Annotated in this window: 20 protein-coding genes; 11 read left to right on the top strand and 9 right to left on the bottom strand. The window is 60.3% G+C overall.

Annotated elements, in window-relative coordinates; translation table 11 throughout:
- The first annotated feature begins 53 nt into the window (after positions 1–53).
- The 6 genes from ACPF9B_RS12665 (at position 54) to ACPF9B_RS12640 (ending at position 5,987) form a co-directional block, all read left to right on the top strand.
- Positions 54–809, top strand: coding sequence for a DUF2793 domain-containing protein (locus tag ACPF9B_RS12665; RefSeq protein WP_424177794.1), 756 nt, complete (start codon positions 54–56; stop codon positions 807–809).
- A 304-nt stretch (positions 810–1,113) separates the two neighbouring features.
- A complete protein-coding gene (locus ACPF9B_RS12660) occupies positions 1,114–1,674 on the top strand; it encodes a F0F1 ATP synthase subunit delta (RefSeq protein WP_207327944.1) in 561 nt (186 codons plus the stop codon).
- Positions 1,674–3,209 carry a F0F1 ATP synthase subunit alpha gene (gene atpA, locus ACPF9B_RS12655; RefSeq protein WP_007206507.1) on the top strand — a complete coding sequence of 512 codons (1,536 nt, stop codon included), beginning with the start codon at positions 1,674–1,676 and terminating at the stop codon, positions 3,207–3,209. Before ACPF9B_RS12660 ends, atpA begins: the two co-directional genes overlap by 1 nt.
- Positions 3,210–3,233: 24 nt before the next feature.
- On the top strand, positions 3,234–4,106 hold the full coding sequence (locus ACPF9B_RS12650) for a F0F1 ATP synthase subunit gamma (RefSeq protein WP_007206508.1): 873 nt from the start codon (positions 3,234–3,236) through the stop codon (positions 4,104–4,106).
- Between the two features lie 18 nt (positions 4,107–4,124).
- Positions 4,125–5,549, top strand: coding sequence for a F0F1 ATP synthase subunit beta (gene atpD, locus ACPF9B_RS12645; RefSeq protein WP_007206509.1), 1,425 nt, complete (start codon positions 4,125–4,127; stop codon positions 5,547–5,549).
- Between the two features lie 12 nt (positions 5,550–5,561).
- Positions 5,562–5,987 (top strand): F0F1 ATP synthase subunit epsilon, encoded by a 426-nt coding sequence (locus tag ACPF9B_RS12640; RefSeq protein WP_007206510.1) that lies wholly within the window; start codon positions 5,562–5,564, stop codon positions 5,985–5,987.
- 69 nt (positions 5,988–6,056) lie between these two features.
- Here ACPF9B_RS12640 and ACPF9B_RS12635 read toward each other — a convergent pair whose 3' ends face one another.
- Complete coding sequence (locus ACPF9B_RS12635) at positions 6,057–6,677, bottom strand: TetR/AcrR family transcriptional regulator (protein WP_424177790.1); 621 nt, start codon at positions 6,675–6,677, stop codon at positions 6,057–6,059.
- A gap of 72 nt (positions 6,678–6,749) precedes the next feature.
- On the opposite strand from ACPF9B_RS12635, the gene ACPF9B_RS12630 reads away from it, so the two are divergent.
- Together ACPF9B_RS12630 and ACPF9B_RS12625 are read left to right on the top strand one after the other, a co-directional pair.
- Complete coding sequence (locus tag ACPF9B_RS12630; RefSeq protein ID WP_424177788.1) at positions 6,750–7,577, top strand: SDR family NAD(P)-dependent oxidoreductase; 828 nt, start codon at positions 6,750–6,752, stop codon at positions 7,575–7,577.
- Complete coding sequence (locus tag ACPF9B_RS12625; RefSeq protein WP_424177786.1) at positions 7,570–7,983, top strand: hypothetical protein; 414 nt, start codon at positions 7,570–7,572, stop codon at positions 7,981–7,983. The genes ACPF9B_RS12630 and ACPF9B_RS12625 overlap by 8 nt, the downstream gene beginning before the upstream one ends.
- A 34-nt stretch (positions 7,984–8,017) precedes the next feature.
- Here the strand turns inward: ACPF9B_RS12625 and ACPF9B_RS12620 are convergent, their stop codons facing one another.
- Positions 8,018–9,037: a ribose-phosphate pyrophosphokinase gene (locus ACPF9B_RS12620; protein WP_040482973.1), complete on the bottom strand. Its 1,020-nt coding sequence runs from the start codon at positions 9,035–9,037 to the stop codon at positions 8,018–8,020.
- A gap of 114 nt (positions 9,038–9,151) precedes the next feature.
- On the opposite strand from ACPF9B_RS12620, the gene ACPF9B_RS12615 reads away from it, so the two are divergent.
- Positions 9,152–9,748 (top strand): 2-hydroxychromene-2-carboxylate isomerase, encoded by a 597-nt coding sequence (locus tag ACPF9B_RS12615; protein ID WP_424177784.1) that lies wholly within the window; start codon positions 9,152–9,154, stop codon positions 9,746–9,748.
- Entirely contained in the window at positions 9,748–10,509 is a 762-nt protein-coding gene (locus ACPF9B_RS12610) for an alpha/beta fold hydrolase (protein WP_424177782.1), read from the top strand. The genes ACPF9B_RS12615 and ACPF9B_RS12610 overlap by 1 nt, the downstream gene beginning before the upstream one ends.
- On the opposite strand, the gene ACPF9B_RS12605 is transcribed toward ACPF9B_RS12610, so the two are convergent.
- The 6 genes from ACPF9B_RS12605 to ACPF9B_RS12580 all read right to left on the bottom strand — a co-directional run bounded on the left by ACPF9B_RS12605 (position 10,478) and on the right by ACPF9B_RS12580 (position 15,293).
- Complete coding sequence (locus ACPF9B_RS12605; RefSeq protein WP_424177780.1) at positions 10,478–11,524, bottom strand: threonine aldolase family protein; 1,047 nt, start codon at positions 11,522–11,524, stop codon at positions 10,478–10,480. The genes ACPF9B_RS12610 and ACPF9B_RS12605 overlap by 32 nt on opposite strands.
- Positions 11,525–11,995, bottom strand: a complete 471-nt coding sequence (locus ACPF9B_RS12600; RefSeq protein ID WP_007206518.1) for a YcgN family cysteine cluster protein — start codon at positions 11,993–11,995, stop codon at positions 11,525–11,527. It abuts the gene before it with no gap.
- Entirely contained in the window at positions 11,985–12,926 is a 942-nt protein-coding gene (locus ACPF9B_RS12595) for a bifunctional riboflavin kinase/FAD synthetase (protein WP_424177777.1), read from the bottom strand. The genes ACPF9B_RS12600 and ACPF9B_RS12595 overlap by 11 nt, the downstream gene beginning before the upstream one ends.
- 36 nt (positions 12,927–12,962) lie before the next feature.
- Positions 12,963–13,406 (bottom strand): MaoC family dehydratase, encoded by a 444-nt coding sequence (locus tag ACPF9B_RS12590; RefSeq protein WP_040483304.1) that lies wholly within the window; start codon positions 13,404–13,406, stop codon positions 12,963–12,965.
- Between the two features lie 84 nt (positions 13,407–13,490).
- A complete protein-coding gene (locus ACPF9B_RS12585; RefSeq protein ID WP_424177775.1) occupies positions 13,491–14,366 on the bottom strand; it encodes a TIGR01459 family HAD-type hydrolase in 876 nt (291 codons plus the stop codon).
- A gap of 9 nt (positions 14,367–14,375) precedes the next feature.
- On the bottom strand, positions 14,376–15,293 hold the full coding sequence (locus ACPF9B_RS12580; RefSeq protein ID WP_040483305.1) for a manganese-dependent inorganic pyrophosphatase: 918 nt from the start codon (positions 15,291–15,293) through the stop codon (positions 14,376–14,378).
- A 93-nt stretch (positions 15,294–15,386) separates the two neighbouring features.
- On the opposite strand from ACPF9B_RS12580, the gene ACPF9B_RS12575 reads away from it, so the two are divergent.
- The gene (locus tag ACPF9B_RS12575) at positions 15,387–16,097 is read left to right on the top strand and encodes a DUF2161 domain-containing phosphodiesterase (protein WP_424177773.1); all 711 of its coding nucleotides are present in this window, start codon (positions 15,387–15,389) and stop codon (positions 16,095–16,097) included.
- Here ACPF9B_RS12575 and ACPF9B_RS12570 read toward each other — a convergent pair.
- Positions 16,084–17,076: a TraB/GumN family protein gene (locus ACPF9B_RS12570; protein WP_424177771.1), complete on the bottom strand. Its 993-nt coding sequence runs from the start codon at positions 17,074–17,076 to the stop codon at positions 16,084–16,086. The two genes, ACPF9B_RS12575 and ACPF9B_RS12570, sit on opposite strands and share 14 nt — an antisense overlap.
- Between the last annotated feature and the right edge of the window lie 56 nt (positions 17,077–17,132).

The following is a 17,132-nucleotide window of genomic DNA, read 5'->3' as shown; positions in this document are numbered from 1 at the left end:
TTTAAACATTCGGGTATAAATTGCGGCATCCCCATCCTGAAAGGTGCTGTTCGATGTCCGACCAATCCCCCCGCCTGTCCTTGCCGTTCATCCTGCCTGCGCAGGCGCAAAAGCATGTCACCCATAACGAGGCGATCGAACTGCTGGATCTGATCGTGCAACTGGCGCTGGTGTCGGTATCGCAGGTCACGCCGCCTGCAACCCCGCAAGACGGGCAGGCCTGGGCGGTGCCACCCGGCGCCACGGGCGATTGGGCAGGGCAGGACGGCATGATTGCGACATGGCGGGGCGGGGGGTGGCTGTTTGTTGCGCCGCAGGACGGCTGGGTCGCTTGGGTTGGTGATGCGGCGGCCTTGCATATATGGTCTGGCGGGGTGTGGACCGCGCAGGGTGATTTGCAAAACCTGCCCGGCATCGGGATCAACAGTACGGCTGATCCGGTCAACCGGCTGAGCCTGCGCGCGCCTGCGGCCCTGTTCGACAACGAAGGTGCGGGCCATCAGATCAAGATCAACAAGGCGACCGCTGCCGATACCGGGGCGGTGCTGTTCCAGACCGGCTATGGCGGGCGGGCTGAACTGGGGCTAGCGGGCAATGACGATTTCAGCATCAAGGTATCGCCCGACGGGACAACATGGCGAGCTGCGATCACGATTGCGGCTGCTACGGGGCGCGTGCAGCTGGCAGATGTTCTTCAGATTGCGCCAAGCGGTGTGCCTGCAACCTCTGGTGCGGGTGATATCTATTTTGATTCTGCAACTGCAAAGCTGCGTTGCTATGACGGGACCACCTGGCACGATCTGTTTTGAACAGATCGCATGGCGGGACGCGACAAAGGCAGGATCGACGACGGTCCGGTCTTTGGGTTTTTGCAGTGAATTTATCAGAAAAATGACAGAAACGTGGGCAAACCGCGCCCCGTCTGCGTCATGCGGTCCATATCGGGGCTTCACAACCCGATTCTGGTCGCATGGCGCTTGCGACACCGTAGGACGTCTGCTACATCGCGCAAGATTTTGACGCTTTCGTGTGAACGAAGGCTTAATAAGCCGCCCCTTTGCTGTCCTTTTTCGGGTCGTCGTAAAGCTGGGCCAAGACATCGGAAGGGTGGACGTGTCCGAAACTGCTGGTATCTCCACGGGCATCGCCGCGCGCTATGCGACGGCTGTGTTTGACCTTGCCAAGGAAGGCAAGGACATCAAGGCATTGGAAACGGATGTCGCGGCATTGCAGGCCGCCATCGCTGACAGTGCAGATTTCACGACATTGCTGACATCGCCGCTGTATAACCGCGACGAACAGGGCGCAGCCGTGACAGCCATCGCGAAAAAGATGGGCCTGTCGACGACTGTCAGTAATGTGTTGTCGCTTTTGGTGGCCAAGCGGCGGTTGTTCGTGCTGCCGCATATGCTGGCTGTCCTTCAGGACCGTCTGGCCGACGAGCGCGGCGAAATGACTGCCGAAGTCACGACTGCAAAGTCCCTGACAAAAGCGCAGAGCGACAAGCTTGCCAAAACGCTTTCGGGCCAAGTCGGCAAAACCGTCACCATCAAGCAAACCGTCGATGAAAGTATCATTGGCGGTCTTATCGTAAAAATGGGCTCTCGGATGATCGACACGTCGATCGCCGCCAAGCTCAATGCACTCCAGAACACCATGAAAGAGGTCGGATAATGGCGATCCAAGCGTCGGAAATCTCTGCGATCCTGAAGGACCAGATCAAGAACTTCGGTCAAGATGCCGAAGTGGCCGAAGTTGGCCGTGTGCTGAGCGTGGGCGACGGCATTGCCCGCGTCTACGGGCTGGACAATGTGCAGGCCGGTGAAATGGTCGAATTCCCCGGCGGTATCCGCGGGATGGCTTTGAACCTTGAAACCGACAACGTCGGTGTCGTGATCTTCGGGTCCGACCGCGAGATCAAGGAAGGCGATGTCGTCAAGCGGACCAAATCCATCGTGGACGTTCCGATTGGTGATGAACTTTTGGGTCGCGTCGTGGACGGTCTGGGCAATCCGCTGGATGGCAAGGGCCCGATCAAGACGACCAAGCGCGCCGTTGCAGACAGCAAGGCCCCCGGCATCATCCCGCGCAAATCGGTGCATGAGCCGATGGCGACAGGTCTGAAATCGGTTGACGCGATGATCCCGATTGGCCGTGGCCAGCGCGAATTGATCATTGGTGACCGCCAGACAGGCAAAACCGCCGTGGCGCTGGATACGATCCTGAACCAGAAATCGTATAACGACGCTGCCACCAACGAATATGACAAGCTGTATTGCGTTTATGTCGCCATCGGCCAGAAACGGTCCACCGTGGCGCAGCTGGTGAAAAAGCTCGAAGAATCCGGCGCCATCGAATACACGATCGTCGTCGCGGCCACCGCATCCGACCCCGCGCCAATGCAGTTTCTGGCACCCTATGCCGCCACCGCAATGGCCGAACATTTCCGCGACAATGGCCGTCATGCGCTGATCATCTATGATGATTTGTCCAAGCAGGCCGTGTCCTATCGCCAGATGTCGCTGCTGCTGCGTCGCCCACCAGGACGTGAAGCTTATCCAGGTGACGTGTTCTATCTGCACTCACGTCTGCTGGAACGGTCCGCGAAGCTGAACGAAGACAACGGCGCAGGGTCTTTGACCGCGCTGCCGATCATCGAAACCCAAGGCGGCGACGTTTCGGCGTTTATTCCAACCAACGTGATTTCGATCACCGACGGTCAGATCTTCCTTGAAACCGAATTGTTCTATCAAGGTATCCGCCCTGCTGTGAACACCGGTCTGTCGGTGTCACGCGTTGGGTCCAGCGCCCAGACCAATGCGATGAAATCTGTCGCAGGTCCGGTCAAACTGGAATTGGCACAATACCGCGAAATGGCGGCCTTTGCGCAGTTCGGCTCCGATCTGGATGCCGCGACCCAGCAATTGCTGAACCGTGGCGCGCGCTTGACCGAATTGATGAAGCAGCCGCAATATTCGCCGCTGACCAATGCGGAAATCGTTTGCGTGATCTATGCTGGCACCAAGGGTTATCTGGACAAGATCTCTGTCAAGGATGTTGGCCGGTTCGAGGCTGGTCTGCTGAAATACCTGCGGACCACCGGCAAGGACGTGCTGGACATGATCACCAAAGAAGATCCTAAGATCAAAGGTGACGCAGAAGCCAAGATCAAGGCCGCTCTGGACGCATACGCCGCCGACTTCGCGTAATCCCTGAGATAAGGAGACGAAAACGTGCCTAATCTTAAGGATCTCAAGAACCGGATTGCGTCGGTCAAATCGACCCGCAAGATCACCAAGGCCATGCAAATGGTCGCGGCAGCAAAACTGCGCCGCGCCCAAGATGCGGCCGAGGCGTCGCGCCCTTATACCGAACGGTTCACCGCCGTGATGGCGCAGCTTGCGGCATCGGTGGGCGGGTCGGATAGCGCGCCGAAATTGCTGTCGGGAACCGGCGGCGATCAGGTGCATCTGCTGATCGTGATGACTGCCGAACGCGGTCTTTGCGGTGGTTTCAACAGCAACATCACCAAGCTGGCGAAAGTCCATGCGCAAAAATTGCTGGCCCAAGGCAAGACCGTCAAGATCCTGACGGTCGGCAAGAAAGGCCGCGATGCGCTCAAGCGGGAATTCGGCAGCTATGCTGTCGGTCACATCGACCTGTCCGCGGTCAAGCGTGTGGGTTACGTCAACGCGCAGGACATCGCGCGCGACGTGCTGGCCCGTTTCGACGGTGGCGAATACGACATCGCGACGATCTTTTTCGCGCGGTTCGAAAACGTCGTCACGCAGCACCCGACGGCGCAGCAGATTATCCCTGCTAAGTTCGAACAGGCGGCTGATGCGGATGTGACCTTGTACGACTACGAACCCGGTGAAGAGGAAATCCTTGCCGATCTGTTGCCGCGCGGCGTGGCCACGGCTATTTTCAGCGCGCTGCTGGAAAATGCCGCGTCCGAACAGGGCGCGCGGATGTCCGCCATGGACAACGCGACCCGCAACGCAGGCGAGATGATCGACAAGCTGACCATCCAGTACAACCGTTCACGTCAGGCCGTCATTACGAACGAGCTGATTGAAATCATTTCGGGCGCGGAAGCGCTCTAGACCCCGGAGAAAACCACTATGGCAAATGCAAAAGGCAAGATCACGCAGGTCATCGGCGCTGTCGTTGACGTGCAGTTCACCGACCACCTGCCCGCGATTCTGAACGCCCTGATCACTGACAACAACGGCAAGGAACTGGTGTTGGAAGTGGCGCAGCACCTTGGTGAAAACACTATCCGTGCCATCGCCATGGACAGCACCGAAGGTCTGGTCCGCGGTCAGGAAGTGATTGACCAAGACAACACGATCACCGTGCCTGTGGGCGACGCCACCCTTGGCCGCATCATGAACGTGGTCGGCGCCCCGATCGACGAAAAAGGCCCGATTGGCGAGACCGAGCGCCGCTCGATCCACGCCGATGCGCCACCATTTGAGGCCCAATCCACAGCCTCCGAAGTGCTGGTCACCGGGATCAAGGTCATCGACCTGCTGGCACCTTACGCCAAGGGCGGCAAGATCGGCCTGTTCGGCGGTGCCGGCGTGGGCAAGACCGTTTTGATCCAGGAACTGATCAACAACATCGCCAAGGTGCATTCGGGTTATTCCGTGTTCGCGGGCGTGGGTGAACGGACCCGTGAAGGCAACGACCTTTACTACGAATTCATCGAATCCGGCGTTATCAACATTGACGACCTGACAAAATCCAAAGTGGCGCTGGTCTATGGCCAGATGAACGAACCACCAGGTGCGCGTATGCGCGTCGCGCTGTCCGGTCTGACCATGGCGGAATCCTTCCGCGATCAGTCTGGCTCTGACGTGTTGTTCTTTGTCGACAACATCTTCCGCTTTACGCAGGCCGGTTCCGAAGTGTCCGCGCTGTTGGGCCGTATCCCGTCTGCCGTGGGCTATCAGCCAACACTGGCCACCGACATGGGCCAGATGCAGGAACGCATCACATCGACCAAATCCGGTTCGATCACATCGGTGCAGGCGATCTATGTGCCTGCAGATGACTTGACCGACCCTGCGCCTGCGACCTCGTTTGCGCACCTTGATGCGACCACCGTTCTGAACCGTGCGATTTCGGAAAAAGGGATTTATCCCGCCGTTGACCCGCTGGATTCCACATCGCGCCTGCTGGACCCTGCGATTGTGGGCGAAGAGCATTACAAAGTGGCAGCCGATGTGCAGAACATGTTGCAGCGTTACAAGTCGCTTCAGGACATCATCGCCATCCTCGGGATGGACGAATTGTCCGAAGAGGATAAGCTGACCGTGGCCCGCGCGCGTAAGATCGAACGCTTCCTGTCGCAGCCGTTTGACGTGGCGCAGGTGTTCACCGGTTCGCCCGGTGTGCAGGTGCCGCTGGAAGACACGATTGCATCGTTCAAGGCCGTGGTTGCTGGTGAATACGATCACTTCCCCGAAGGTGCGTTCTACATGGTCGGCGGCATTGAAGACGTGAAAGCCAAAGCCGAAAAAATGGCCGCCGCCGCCGCATAAGGAGCTGCCGATATGGCAAATGTACAATTCGATCTCGTCTCGCCAGAGCGCCGTCTGGCCTCTGTCGCGGCGAGCGAGGTACGCATTCCCGCAACGGAAGGCGACATGACCGCGATGGCCAACCATCTGCCAACGATCACCACCCTGCGCCCCGGCGTCTTGGTGGTGGTGCATGATGGCGGCGCGGACGAATATGTCGTCTCCGGCGGTTTTGCCGAAATCAGCGCGGAATCCGTGTCGGTGCTGGCCGAACAGGCCCTGCCAAAGGGTGAAGTGACCCAAGGCATCTATGACCAGATGGTCGCAGATGCTGAAGCGGCGCTGAAAGCTGCGCGGGCCGATGCAACAGGCGACGATGGCAAGGCGGTCGATGCGGCCAAGGCGCTGTCCGACACTGTGGCCATCGGTGCTGCCATCGGTCTGACCACCCGGGTCTGAACCCCGCAATTCCAAAAACAAAGGCCCCGCATTGCGGGGCCTTTTGCGTTTCGCGCAGGGCTGAAATTTCTAGGCCGCGTCATTGCCACCGAACGGCCACGCCGTTGCCAACAAATTTGGCAGGATATCGGCTGCAAAATCATCCGGCGTGACGCCATCGAAAAGGTATTTTGCCTTTCCGTCGAGCGCGAGACTCGCAATGCCATGGATCGACGACCAGACGATGAAAATCTGTGCCATCCGGTCTGCTGTCGGGTCACGCCGTGCGATGGTCTTTGCAAAATCTGACAATGCCTGCGTGCTGGCCTGCGCGTAACGCGGGTCGTCGCGGTTGACCAGATCAGGCCGGAACATCAGCCGAAACCGCCCCGGATAGGCCAGCGCGAACCGCACATAGGCCAGCGCAAGCCGCTGCAAATCAGCACCCGCGTTGTCGCTGGTCGTCACCGCGTTCAGTGCTGCGCCAAGGCTACCATAGCCCAACAATGCCACTTCGGTCAAAAGACCGGTGGCCGACCCGAAATGATGCGCAGGTGCGCCGATGGACACGCCCGCCCTGCGGGCCGCCTCGCGCAGAGAAAAGCCTTCGACCCCCTTTTCACGGATGATCGCGTCAGCCGCTTCGATCAGCGCCTCTTTCAAATTGCCGTGATGATAGCCGCTTTTGGCCGGTGTATCGGGATTTTCCATCTATGCAGTGTTCAAATTGCCTGTTAGTGCCATCTTAGCGTTGTTCAGATAGTAATCAAGAAGGAGTAAACCATGAAAACCTGGCTTATAACAGGTGCAAACCGCGGGCTTGGCCGCGCTTTTGCGCAGGCGGCTTTGCAGCGGGGCGACCGTGTCGCAGCGACGGCGCGCAACATTGATACGCTTGACGATCTAAGGTCCCGCTTTGGCGACCAAGTGGTGGCGATCCCGCTGGATGTCACGGATCGCGCGGCGTGCTTTGCTGCCGTGGAACAGGCCTGCGCGGCCTTTGGATCGCTTGACGTGGTCATCAACAATGCGGGCTATGGTCTGTTCGGGATGATCGAAGAACTGACCGAGGCTGAAATGCGCGCCCAGATGGAGGTCAATTTTTTTGGGCTTTTCCATATGACACAGGCTGTCCTGCCGGTGCTGCGCGCCCAAGGCGCTGGCCATATCATCCAGATGTCGACTGTTGGCGGTGTGATCACCTTCCCGAATCTTGGGGGCTATCACGCCTCAAAATGGGCGGTCGAAGGGTTTAGCGACGCCTTGGCCAAAGAGGTCGCGGGCCATGGGATCAAGGTCACTTTGGTCGAACCCGGACCCTATGCCACGGATTGGGCGGGGGCGTCAGCCACGCATGCCACACCCATGGCCGAGTATGATCCGGTCCGTGCCGCCCTTGCAGCACAGCAGTTGCCGCCCGAACTGTACGGCGATCCCGCAGCGGTCGGGCCTGCCATTCTGAAACTGGCTGACGCAGATCAGCCGCCACTGCGCCTGTTCCTTGGGGTGGTGCCAACGATGATGGTGGCCCCAGTTTATGCAAACAGGCTTGCTGAATGGGATGCCTGGACAGATGTCGCGGTGGCTGCGACGCAGGTGCAAAATGGTTGACCGCCACCTGAATCGCCGCCGTGCGGTAGATTGGGCGCTGACCGGCGTTGTGGCGTTGGTGATGATCGGCGGTGGTGTAGCGCATTTCGCAGCACCGCAGGGGTTTGCCGCCTTGGTGCCGTCGTTTCTGCCAGCCGTGCCGGTCATTCTGGCGGCAGGCGCGGTGCAGATCATGATCGGGATAGCGGCCTTGGTGCCGCGCAGCCGCAGCTGGGGCGGCCTTGCCTTTGCCGCCCTGTGCGCGGCGTATCTGCCGCTGCACCTGTGGGATTTCATCCGCTCCGACCCTGTCTTTGCGCCACCCGTCGCCGCCACGATCCGCTGTGCTGTACAGGGCCTGTTCATCTGGGCAGGTCTGGCCCTGTGGCGCAGGACAGGCCGCGCGGCACCAAGACTGGCCGAATAAAAACGACTGCCCCGTCCGGCGGGGCAGTCTGGGGTCATTCCGCGGCGTAAAGCCCTTCGTAGATCGGGCCAAGCGTCTTGTGATCGAATAGCGACGACACAGATGTGCCGTTTGCCGTGTTCAGGATCGCTTGGGCGAACATTGGTGCGGTCGGCACGATGCGGATATTCGCGCAAGCGCGCACGGCGGCGCTGGGGGCGATCGTATCGGTGATCACCAGCGTTTTCATCACCGATTTGGAAATCCGGTCTACTGCAGGGCCGGACAGCACGCCATGCGTGATATAGGAATGCACTTCGCGCGCGCCGTTGTCCATCAGCACTTCGGCGGCTTTGCACAGGGTGCCGGCGGTATCGACGATGTCATCGACGATGACGCAGACCTTGTCTTTCACTTCGCCGATCACGGTCATTTCGGCGACTTCACCGGGTTTGCCGCGCCGTTTGTCCACGATCGACAAAGGCGCATCCAGCCGCTGCGCCAGATCGCGCGCGCGGGCCACGCCGCCGACATCGGGCGACACGACCATCACATCATCCATCACATCGCGGAAATGGTGTTTGGCATCCAGCGCATAGATCGGCGATGCATAAAGGTTATCGACCGGAATATCGAAAAAACCCTGAATCTGCGTGGCATGCAAATCCAGGGTCAGGATACGTTCGATACCAGCCTCGACCAGCATATTGGCCACCAGCTTCGCGGTGATCGGCGTGCGCGCCTTGGACCGACGATCCTGGCGGGCATAGCCGAAATAGGGGATCACGGCAGTGATCCGCGCGGCGGACGACCGGCGCAGCGCATCGGCGATGATCAGCAGTTCCATCAGATTGTCATTGGCGGGGTTCGATGTCGGCTGGATGATGAACATATCCTCGCCACGGACGTTTTCGAACACTTCGACGAAAATCTCGCCATCGTTGAACCGTTCGACACGGGCGTCGACCAGACTGACCTCGCGGCCACGGTGCATCGTCATCCGGCGGGCGATGGCGGTGGCCAGCGGCAGGTTCGCATTCCCGCTGATTAATTTGGGTTCCATTATCATCGGCATGGGAAAGGTCCTTTTGCAGCTGGGCAGACTGGTCCGTCATCGATTCGGAGCGTTGACACCGCCTAGCACAGGCGTACCGTCGCGCATAGATTCCGCTAGCCAAGGATAGCCAAATTGCCACATATCGACTGCTACTTTGCCACCATGTCGCCTTATACCTATCTGTGCGGCCTGCGCCCCGCTGAGATTGCCCGCAAATATGGCGCGACGATCACGTATAAACCGCTGGATATCATGGCGTTGTTTGCGCGCACGGGGGGTGTTCCGCCCAAGGATCGGCATCCGAACAGGCAGGCCTACCGTCTGCAAGATCTTGAACGCCGCGCCAAAGTGGCGGGTCTGCCGCTGAATGTGAAACCAGCGTTCTGGCCTACGAACCCTGCGCCGTCGTCTTTTGCGATTATTGCCGCACAAAATACTGGTGCCGATGTCGGCGGTTTGGTGCATGCGATCACCCGCGCCTGTTGGGCCGAGGATCGTGATATCAGCCAGGACGACGTGATCCGCGATTGCCTGCAGGCCGAAGGCTTTGATCCCGCGCTTGTGGACCGTGACATGATGACCAGCGCCGATACCTATGCGCAGAACCTTGAACATGCGGTGCTGGCGGGGGCCTTTGGCGCGCCGTTCTTTATCACCGATACCGACGCCCGTTTCTGGGGCGAAGATCGCCTGACCGATCTGGATCTGCACCTGTCTGGCAAGATCTGATGCACAAGGCCATTGTCGGCCATGGCGCACCTGTCGTCATGGTCCATTGCATGCTGGCGCGCCATGAAAGCCTGTTGCCGCTGGCGGCTGCTATCGGCGGGCATGCCACATTGTTCGATTTGCCGGGCCATGGGCGCAGCCCTGACTGGGATGGTGCGCAGGATTATCAGGCGCAGGCCGTGGCTTGGGCTGCCGCCTGTTGCGACGGTCCGACCCATCTGGTCGGTCATTCCTTTGGCGCGACGGTGGCCCTGCGGCTGGCGGTGGACCGGCCCGATCTGGTCAGCCGCCTGACCCTGATCGAACCTGTCTATTTCGCTGCTGCCCGTGGCACGCCCGCCCATGCCGATCACGCCGCAGGGTTTCGCCCGTTTCTGGAGGCGATGGCTGCGGACGATCAATCTTGTGCGGCTGCCCGTTTCAACGCTGTTTGGGGTGCGCAGCCTTGGGACGTGCTGCCGCCACGGACCCAAGGCTATCTGATGGACCGTATCCATCTTGTCACGGCCAGCGGCCGCGCGATCGAGGATGATCCGGCGGGGATCACTGCAGCAGCCTGTCTCGCGCAGGTGACGGTTCCGGTGACGCTGATCCGCGGGGCGGACAGCCCGCCCGTGATTGCCGCGATCCATGCAGCCTTGGCAGATCGTCTGCCGGATGCGGTGGATCATGTCGTGGCGGGGGCAGGGCATATGCTGCCGCTAAGCCATACTGCCGATGTGGCCGCCCTTATCCGTGCAGCAGGTCAAGGAACCGGCTGACACCATCCGCCGTCATGGACCAGTCGGTGACCAGACGCGCGGTCAGCATTTCATCGGGATCGCCATGGTCGGGATCGCCCGACATGACGTAATAGACAGCGCCCGCCGCCAGCATCCGCTGATGATCGCGGCGGGGCATGTCGAAAAAGATGATATTGGCGGCCGGGTCGAACAGCATCCGCGCGGTGTTGTGCTGGCGCAGCCCTTCGGCCAGTTGCACGCAACGCGCATTGGCCGCGCGCGCCATATCCAGCCACAATCCATCCGCCAGATAGGCCTGCATCTGTGCCGACAGATAGCGGTGCTTGGATAACAAATGCCCGCCACGCTTGCGGCGCAGCTCGAATTCCCAGGCAAGCTTGGGGTCAAAGATGACACAAGCCTCGACCCCCAACGCGCCGTTCTTGGTGCCGCCAAAACTGACCGCGTCAATGCCCGCTTTCCACGTCATTTCCGCAGGGGTGCAGCCCAAGGCGACCAGCGCATTGGCAAAACGCGCGCCGTCCAGATGGGTGGGCAGGCCGTATTCACGCGCGACATCGGTCAGCGCCTTGATTTCATCCAAGCTGTAAACGGTGCCTTTTTCCGTCACCTGTGTCACCGACACAGGCCCCCGCTGGGGTCCGTGGACGCCGCGCGTTTCCTCGGCCTTGATCTTGGTGCGCAGGGCGTCCGCCGTCATTTTGCCCGCCGTGGTAGGCACCAGCGACAGCTTGGCCTGCGTGTAGAATTCAGGTGCGTTGCATTCGTCTTCGTGGATATGCGCGACATCGGTGCAGAAAATCGTCTGCCACGGCTGGCACATGGTCGCCAGCAACAGCGCATTGGCGGATGTGCCGTTGATCACCAGATAGACCGCCGCGTCGGGCGCTTCGAACAGATCGCGGATCTGTTGGCGGACCTCGGCCATGATCGGGTCGGCGCCATAGCCCATGGCATAGCCGGTGTTGGCCTTGACCAAGGCATCCATCACCTTGGGATGCGCGGGGCCTGCGTTGTCAGAGGCGAAAAACATCTACAGCGGCTCCTCGATAATATGGTCTTCCCAGTCGTCTTCATCGACCTCGAATTCGGGGATGGTCATGCCCTGCACCGATACGCCGGCACGGTGGACAGACCCCGGATCGCCCGACACCAGCGGATGCCAGTCGTACAGATCGCGCCCTTCGGCGACCAGGCGGTAAGCACAGGTCTGCGGCAGCCAATACATGTTGTCAGCCAAGGTCTTGGGCGTCAGCACGATACATTCCGGCACGAATTGATGCCGGATCGCGTAATTGGCGCAAAGGCAGCTTTCGTTATCCAGCAGGCGGCAGGCGATGCGGGTCATTGCGACCTCGCCGGTGTCTTCGTCTTCGAGCTTGTTCAGGCAGCATTTGCCGCAGCCGTCGCAAAGCGCCTCCCATTCCGCGCGGTTCAGCTTGTCCATCGGCTTTTTCGCCCAGAACCGCGGGGCAAGACCCGTACGGGCGATATCAGCGCACATCGGTCAGGATATCCCGTGCCTGCGCGCAATCGGCGCCCATCTGGGTGATCAGCGCGTCAAGACTGTCGAATTTCAGTTCCGGCCGCAGGAAATCGACCAAGGCGACCGACAGATGCGTGCCGTAAAGATCGCCCTTGAAATCAAAGATGAAGGTTTCGCAATTCGGTACGTTTTCCCCGAACATCGGGCGCACGCCGATGGATGCGGCACCGGAATACGTGCCTTTGAACGCCCCTTCCAGCACATCGATCTTGACGGCATAGACCCCGAATTTCGGCGGATGTAGTCCGCTGATCGACATATTGGCAGTGGGATAGCCCAATTCGCGCCCGCGCTGGTCGCCACGAATGACTGCCCCTTCGATCCGGTGCCAATGGCCCAGCATGGCGGCGGCATCGCGCGGGCGCGCATCGGTCAAGGCCGCACGGATCGCGGTGGATGAAATATTCGCCCCCGCGATGGCGATGATCGGGGCGATGGTCACGCCAAACCCCATTTCCGCGCCAAAGGCCTGCAGGTCTGCGACAGTGCCTTTGCGGTCCTTGCCGAAACAGAAATCGGCACCGACAACGACATGGACCAGCCCCAGCTGGTCACGGATGATCTTTTGCGCGAAATCGCGGGGCGTCAGGTTGGCAAGGGCAGTGTTGAACGGCACTTCATACAGCTTTTCGATGCCCAGTTTGGCCAGACGGTTGGCGCGTGCTTCGGCATTCATCAGGCGGAACGGGCCGGTGTCGCGGGCGAAATAGCTGCGCGGATGCGGCTCGAATGTCATGATCCCCAAGGGCGCCTTGGCCGCATCAGCCGCAGCGCGGGCGACATCGATCACCGCACGGTGCCCGATATGCACACCGTCAAAATTGCCAATGGCCGCGGCGGCACCACGGTCGGCAGGATCAATAAAAACGCTGTCACGGATGATACGCATAAGGCTGCGTATCCCGACCGGCACAGGCGTGCAAGATCAGTCGAACTTGCGCGACGGTGCCAGCACGGTAGCATCCCCCGTCAGCACCTTTTTGTTGTTGACGATGCAGCGCGTGTTCATCGTCACGCGGCGGCGGGAATGGTCGATATCTGTCACCTCGACCTCGGCCGTGACCAGATCACCGGGGCGCACGGGGGCAAGGAATTTCAGGCTTTGCCCCAGATAGACCGTGCCATGGCCGGGCAATTGTTCACCAATCACGGCCGACACCAGCCCCGCCGTCAGCATCCCATGCGCGATGCGCCCGCCAAAGATCGTGTCTTGGGCGTAATCTTCGTCCAGATGCACAGGGTTCCGGTCGGTCGATACCTCGGCAAATAATGCGATATCACGGTCGGTGATGACCTTGGACAACGACCGGATCATGCCGATTTCGATGTCTTCGATGCAGATCGTGCCGCGCGGTGCGTTGTCCAACATGCCCAGTCCTTCGGTAACAAAAGGCCACATAACGGATGTATATTGAAACTTTATTACTTTGCAAATGCAGAAAGATCAAGGGGCCTAGCGCAGGAAACCGATGGAATAGGTCGCGGATGTTTGGGCTGTTGCCAGAAAACGCTCCAAAGCTTCTGGTTCGGGCTGCGTTGTTGTGCGGGTTTCATGCGCCGCCAGACCGCCGGTGATGAACAGCGAATCGATTTCTTCCTGCATCGCGCCCAGAATGTCGGTATGCACACCGTCGCCGATGGCGATGATCCGCGGGTCTGCGGGCAGGTCGGCCAGTTTGGCCATTCGGCGCCGTGCCAGATCATAGATCGGCGGATGCGGCTTGCCGAAATACAGGCTCTCGCCACCCATTTCGGTATAAAGCGCGGCCAGCGCGCCGGCGCACCATTCGCGCACCTCGCCCCTGTCCACGACGATATCGGGATTGGCGCAGAGCAGTTTCAGGCCCTTTGTCTTGGCATAAAGAAAATCGGCGCGGTTCACAGCGATATCGGCCAACGGATCGAACGGGCCGCAGCAGACGATGCCTTCGGCCTGATCAAGCGGGACGGTTTCAATCGTCACCGGATTGTCGATAATCCGCAGCGGCGTGAAAAATTCGTCATCTCGCGGGCTTTCGCCCATGAAATAAACCTTTTGCCCGACGATCCCGCGGAACATCGCCGCGCGCGCGCTGTCACCGGATGTGGCGATGGCGTCCCAGCAATCTTCGGACACGCCCATCGCGGAAATCTGCCGCGCCACCGATTCCCACGGGCGCGGCGAATTGGTGACCAGCACGACCTTGCCGCCGCCCGCGCGAAAGGCGCGCATCGCAGCCACCGCATCGGGAAACGCGCTGATCCCGTTGTGCATGCATCCCCAGAGATCGACAAAGGCCACGTCGTATTGGTCCGCGATTGCGGCGAAATTGTCGATAATCCGGGTCATGGCGGGCCTTTACAGGGTCAGGGCAGGAATGATCTGCAGTTTACGGCTCATGATGCCGGGCAGAACGACAGTGTCGCCGTCCACGGTTGCGCCGAATGATTTTTCTGCCAGCGTCTTGGTCAGGTCATTGGGGACCAGCATGGTGGCTTCTTCGTTCAGGATATCGACGATGAACAACAGCACCTGATCGACACCATCGGCAGTGGCCACGCCGGGCATGGCGGCCATCAGGCTGTCCTTGCGGTCCAGCAGCACGCGCGGCGATGTGGTTTCCAGCACCGAGACACGGAACTTGGTGCCGGCGACCGCGTATTCCTTGCTATCCATGCGCAGCAATTCTGCGTCGGAAAAGGCAGACACATCCGATTTGGCGGCGAACATCTCATCAGCATAGCCGTTCAGGTCGATCCCCAGATCAGTGGCCAGTTGTACCGCCAGATCCTTGTCCACCGGCGTCGTCGTGGGCGACCGGAAGGCCAGCGTGTCCGACAGGATGCAGGACAGCATCAGCCCCTTGACGCCTTCGGGCATATGGCCTGCGTGATCGCCCATCATCTGGTGCATGATCGTCGCGGTGCAGGCCAGCGGGCGGATCGTGATATTGATCGGCGCCTTGGTTTCCAAGCCCCCGACCAGTTTATGATGGTCGATGATTGCCACAACATCGGCGGCATTGATGTTGGCGGGCAATTCGGCGGGGTTGTTGGTGTCCACGATCACGCATTTCTGGCCCGCTTGCACATCGGCGATGATCTCGGGCAGATCGAAACCCCAGCGCTTGGCGACAAAGGCAGCCTCGGTATTGGGGGTGCCGAGAAGGACAGCCTTGGCGCTGATGCCGGTATGGTTCAGGAACCAGTCCCAGATCAGAGGTGATCCGGTGCTGTCGGTGTCAGGGGATTTGTGACCAAAAACGAGCGTTGTCATGAACAGAACTTTCATAGGATGCGGATTTAGCCCGTATATAGAAGCGACGGCAGGCAGTGTCACCCCATGCAATCCTTGTTATAGGAGCCTTTGATGACAGTTGTGCAGGTGCCCGCCATGTCCCCCACCGCCCCGCGAGAGGCCGATCTTTACCCCCCCGTCAAAGCCTATCTGCAAGCGCGCGGCTATGACGTCAAAGGCGAGGTGGGGGCTGCCGATATCGTGGCGCGGCGCGGCGATGATCTGCTGATTGTTGAATTGAAGCGCGGTTTCACGCTGGGGCTGTTCCATCAGGCAGTGGACAGGCTGGCGCTGACCGATCTGGTTTATGTGGCGGTGCCCGCCGGCGGGCAGGCCAAGGCGCTGGCGGCGAATGTCAAACTGGCGCGCCGGATCGGGTTTGGGGTGATGACGGTGCGCCTGCGCGACGGTTTCGTCGAGGTGCTGGCCGACCCCGGCCCCTATGCCGCGCGTCTGTCAAAGCCCAAGCGCGCGCGCCTGTTGCGGGCCTTCGACCGCTTGCAGGGCGATCCGAACGCAGGCGGTGCCACGCGCCATGGCCTTGTCACCGGATACCGGCAGGATGCTTTGCGTTGTGCGCGGTTTCTGGCGGTGCATGGCCCGTCACAGGGGGCCAAGGTCAAGACCTGGGCCGAGGTGCCGCAGGCCACACGGATCATGGCCGACAATCATTACGGCTGGTTTGACCGCGTGGCGCGCGGCGTGTTCGACCTGACGCCAGCGGGGCGCAAGGGTCTGGCCGATTATGGCGATGAACTGGATGATCCGGTCAGTAGCGCCTGACCAGATCCCAGCCATCGTTTTCCAGCAATTGCAGCACGCCGAAATCGCCGATCAGATGCGCAGCCCCAAAGGCTGCGACGATGGTGTCAGTCTCGGCTATCGCATCCGCGATCACCGGCATCCAGTTGCGGTTGCGCTGGATCAGCAGCATATCCTCCATCTCGGCAAAGATCGCGGCGCCAGTTGCAGGGTCAAGCCCCGGCGTGTCGGCGACCGCAAGGCGCGACATTTCCCACAACCGCCCGACATCATTGCTGAAATAGCTGTCCAGCATGGCGACGAACATTTGTTGTTGGATGTCCGGACTGACAAGGCCGAGGCGCAGCATGTCGATCTGGTCGTCCATGGTGCCGGTCTGGAAAACCTCGAACAGGGTGGTGAAGGATTCCAGCGACTGCATCGGAATGTCGTTTGCGCTGGCCAGATCGCTGATCATGCCGTCCAGCCCTGCCATGCCTTTTGCCAGATCCATCATCGCGCAGGGCGGGATAGCCAGCAGCAGCGACAGATACCAAGGCTGCATCTGTGCCACCATGAACCCCGGCACGCCCCGGTCGCTGGCGGCACTGGACAGGGTCGCCCAAGTGTCGGCGTCCAGCAGGTCGGGCAGGGTCGGCCCGTCTGTGATCAGGAACATGTCAGGCTCGGTGGCCAGCATCGCTTCGAGCGCGCGCTGGTCGTCGGGGGTGGCTTCGAGAAGGACGATATCCGCGGCCAGCACATCATCCGCGATCATGTCAAAGATCGGGTCAAGGCGTACGTCATAGATATGCATCGTGCCGACCAAGGTGATGGCCTTGCCGTCGCGCGTGGCATCCCAGATCAGCCCGTTCGCATAGGGCAGATCGGCGGTGGCCTGATCTAGTTGCAGGCGCTGGTCCTTGGTCAGCATGTCGAAATAGCTGGTGCCGACGCATTGCGCCGTTGCATGGCCGGCCGTCAGCAGCAGGGCTGCGGCGGCAAAAACGTGTCGCAGCATCGTGTGATCCCCCAGGGTTGTGTGGTGGTTACTTTAAAAGACGCGCGGGCGGGGTC

This window comes from Yoonia sp. TsM2_T14_4, from assembly GCF_049602355.1.
In the GTDB taxonomy this organism is placed as follows: Bacteria; Pseudomonadota; Alphaproteobacteria; order Rhodobacterales; family Rhodobacteraceae; genus Yoonia; species Yoonia vestfoldensis_A.
This window is presented reverse-complemented; position numbering and strand designations above follow the sequence as displayed.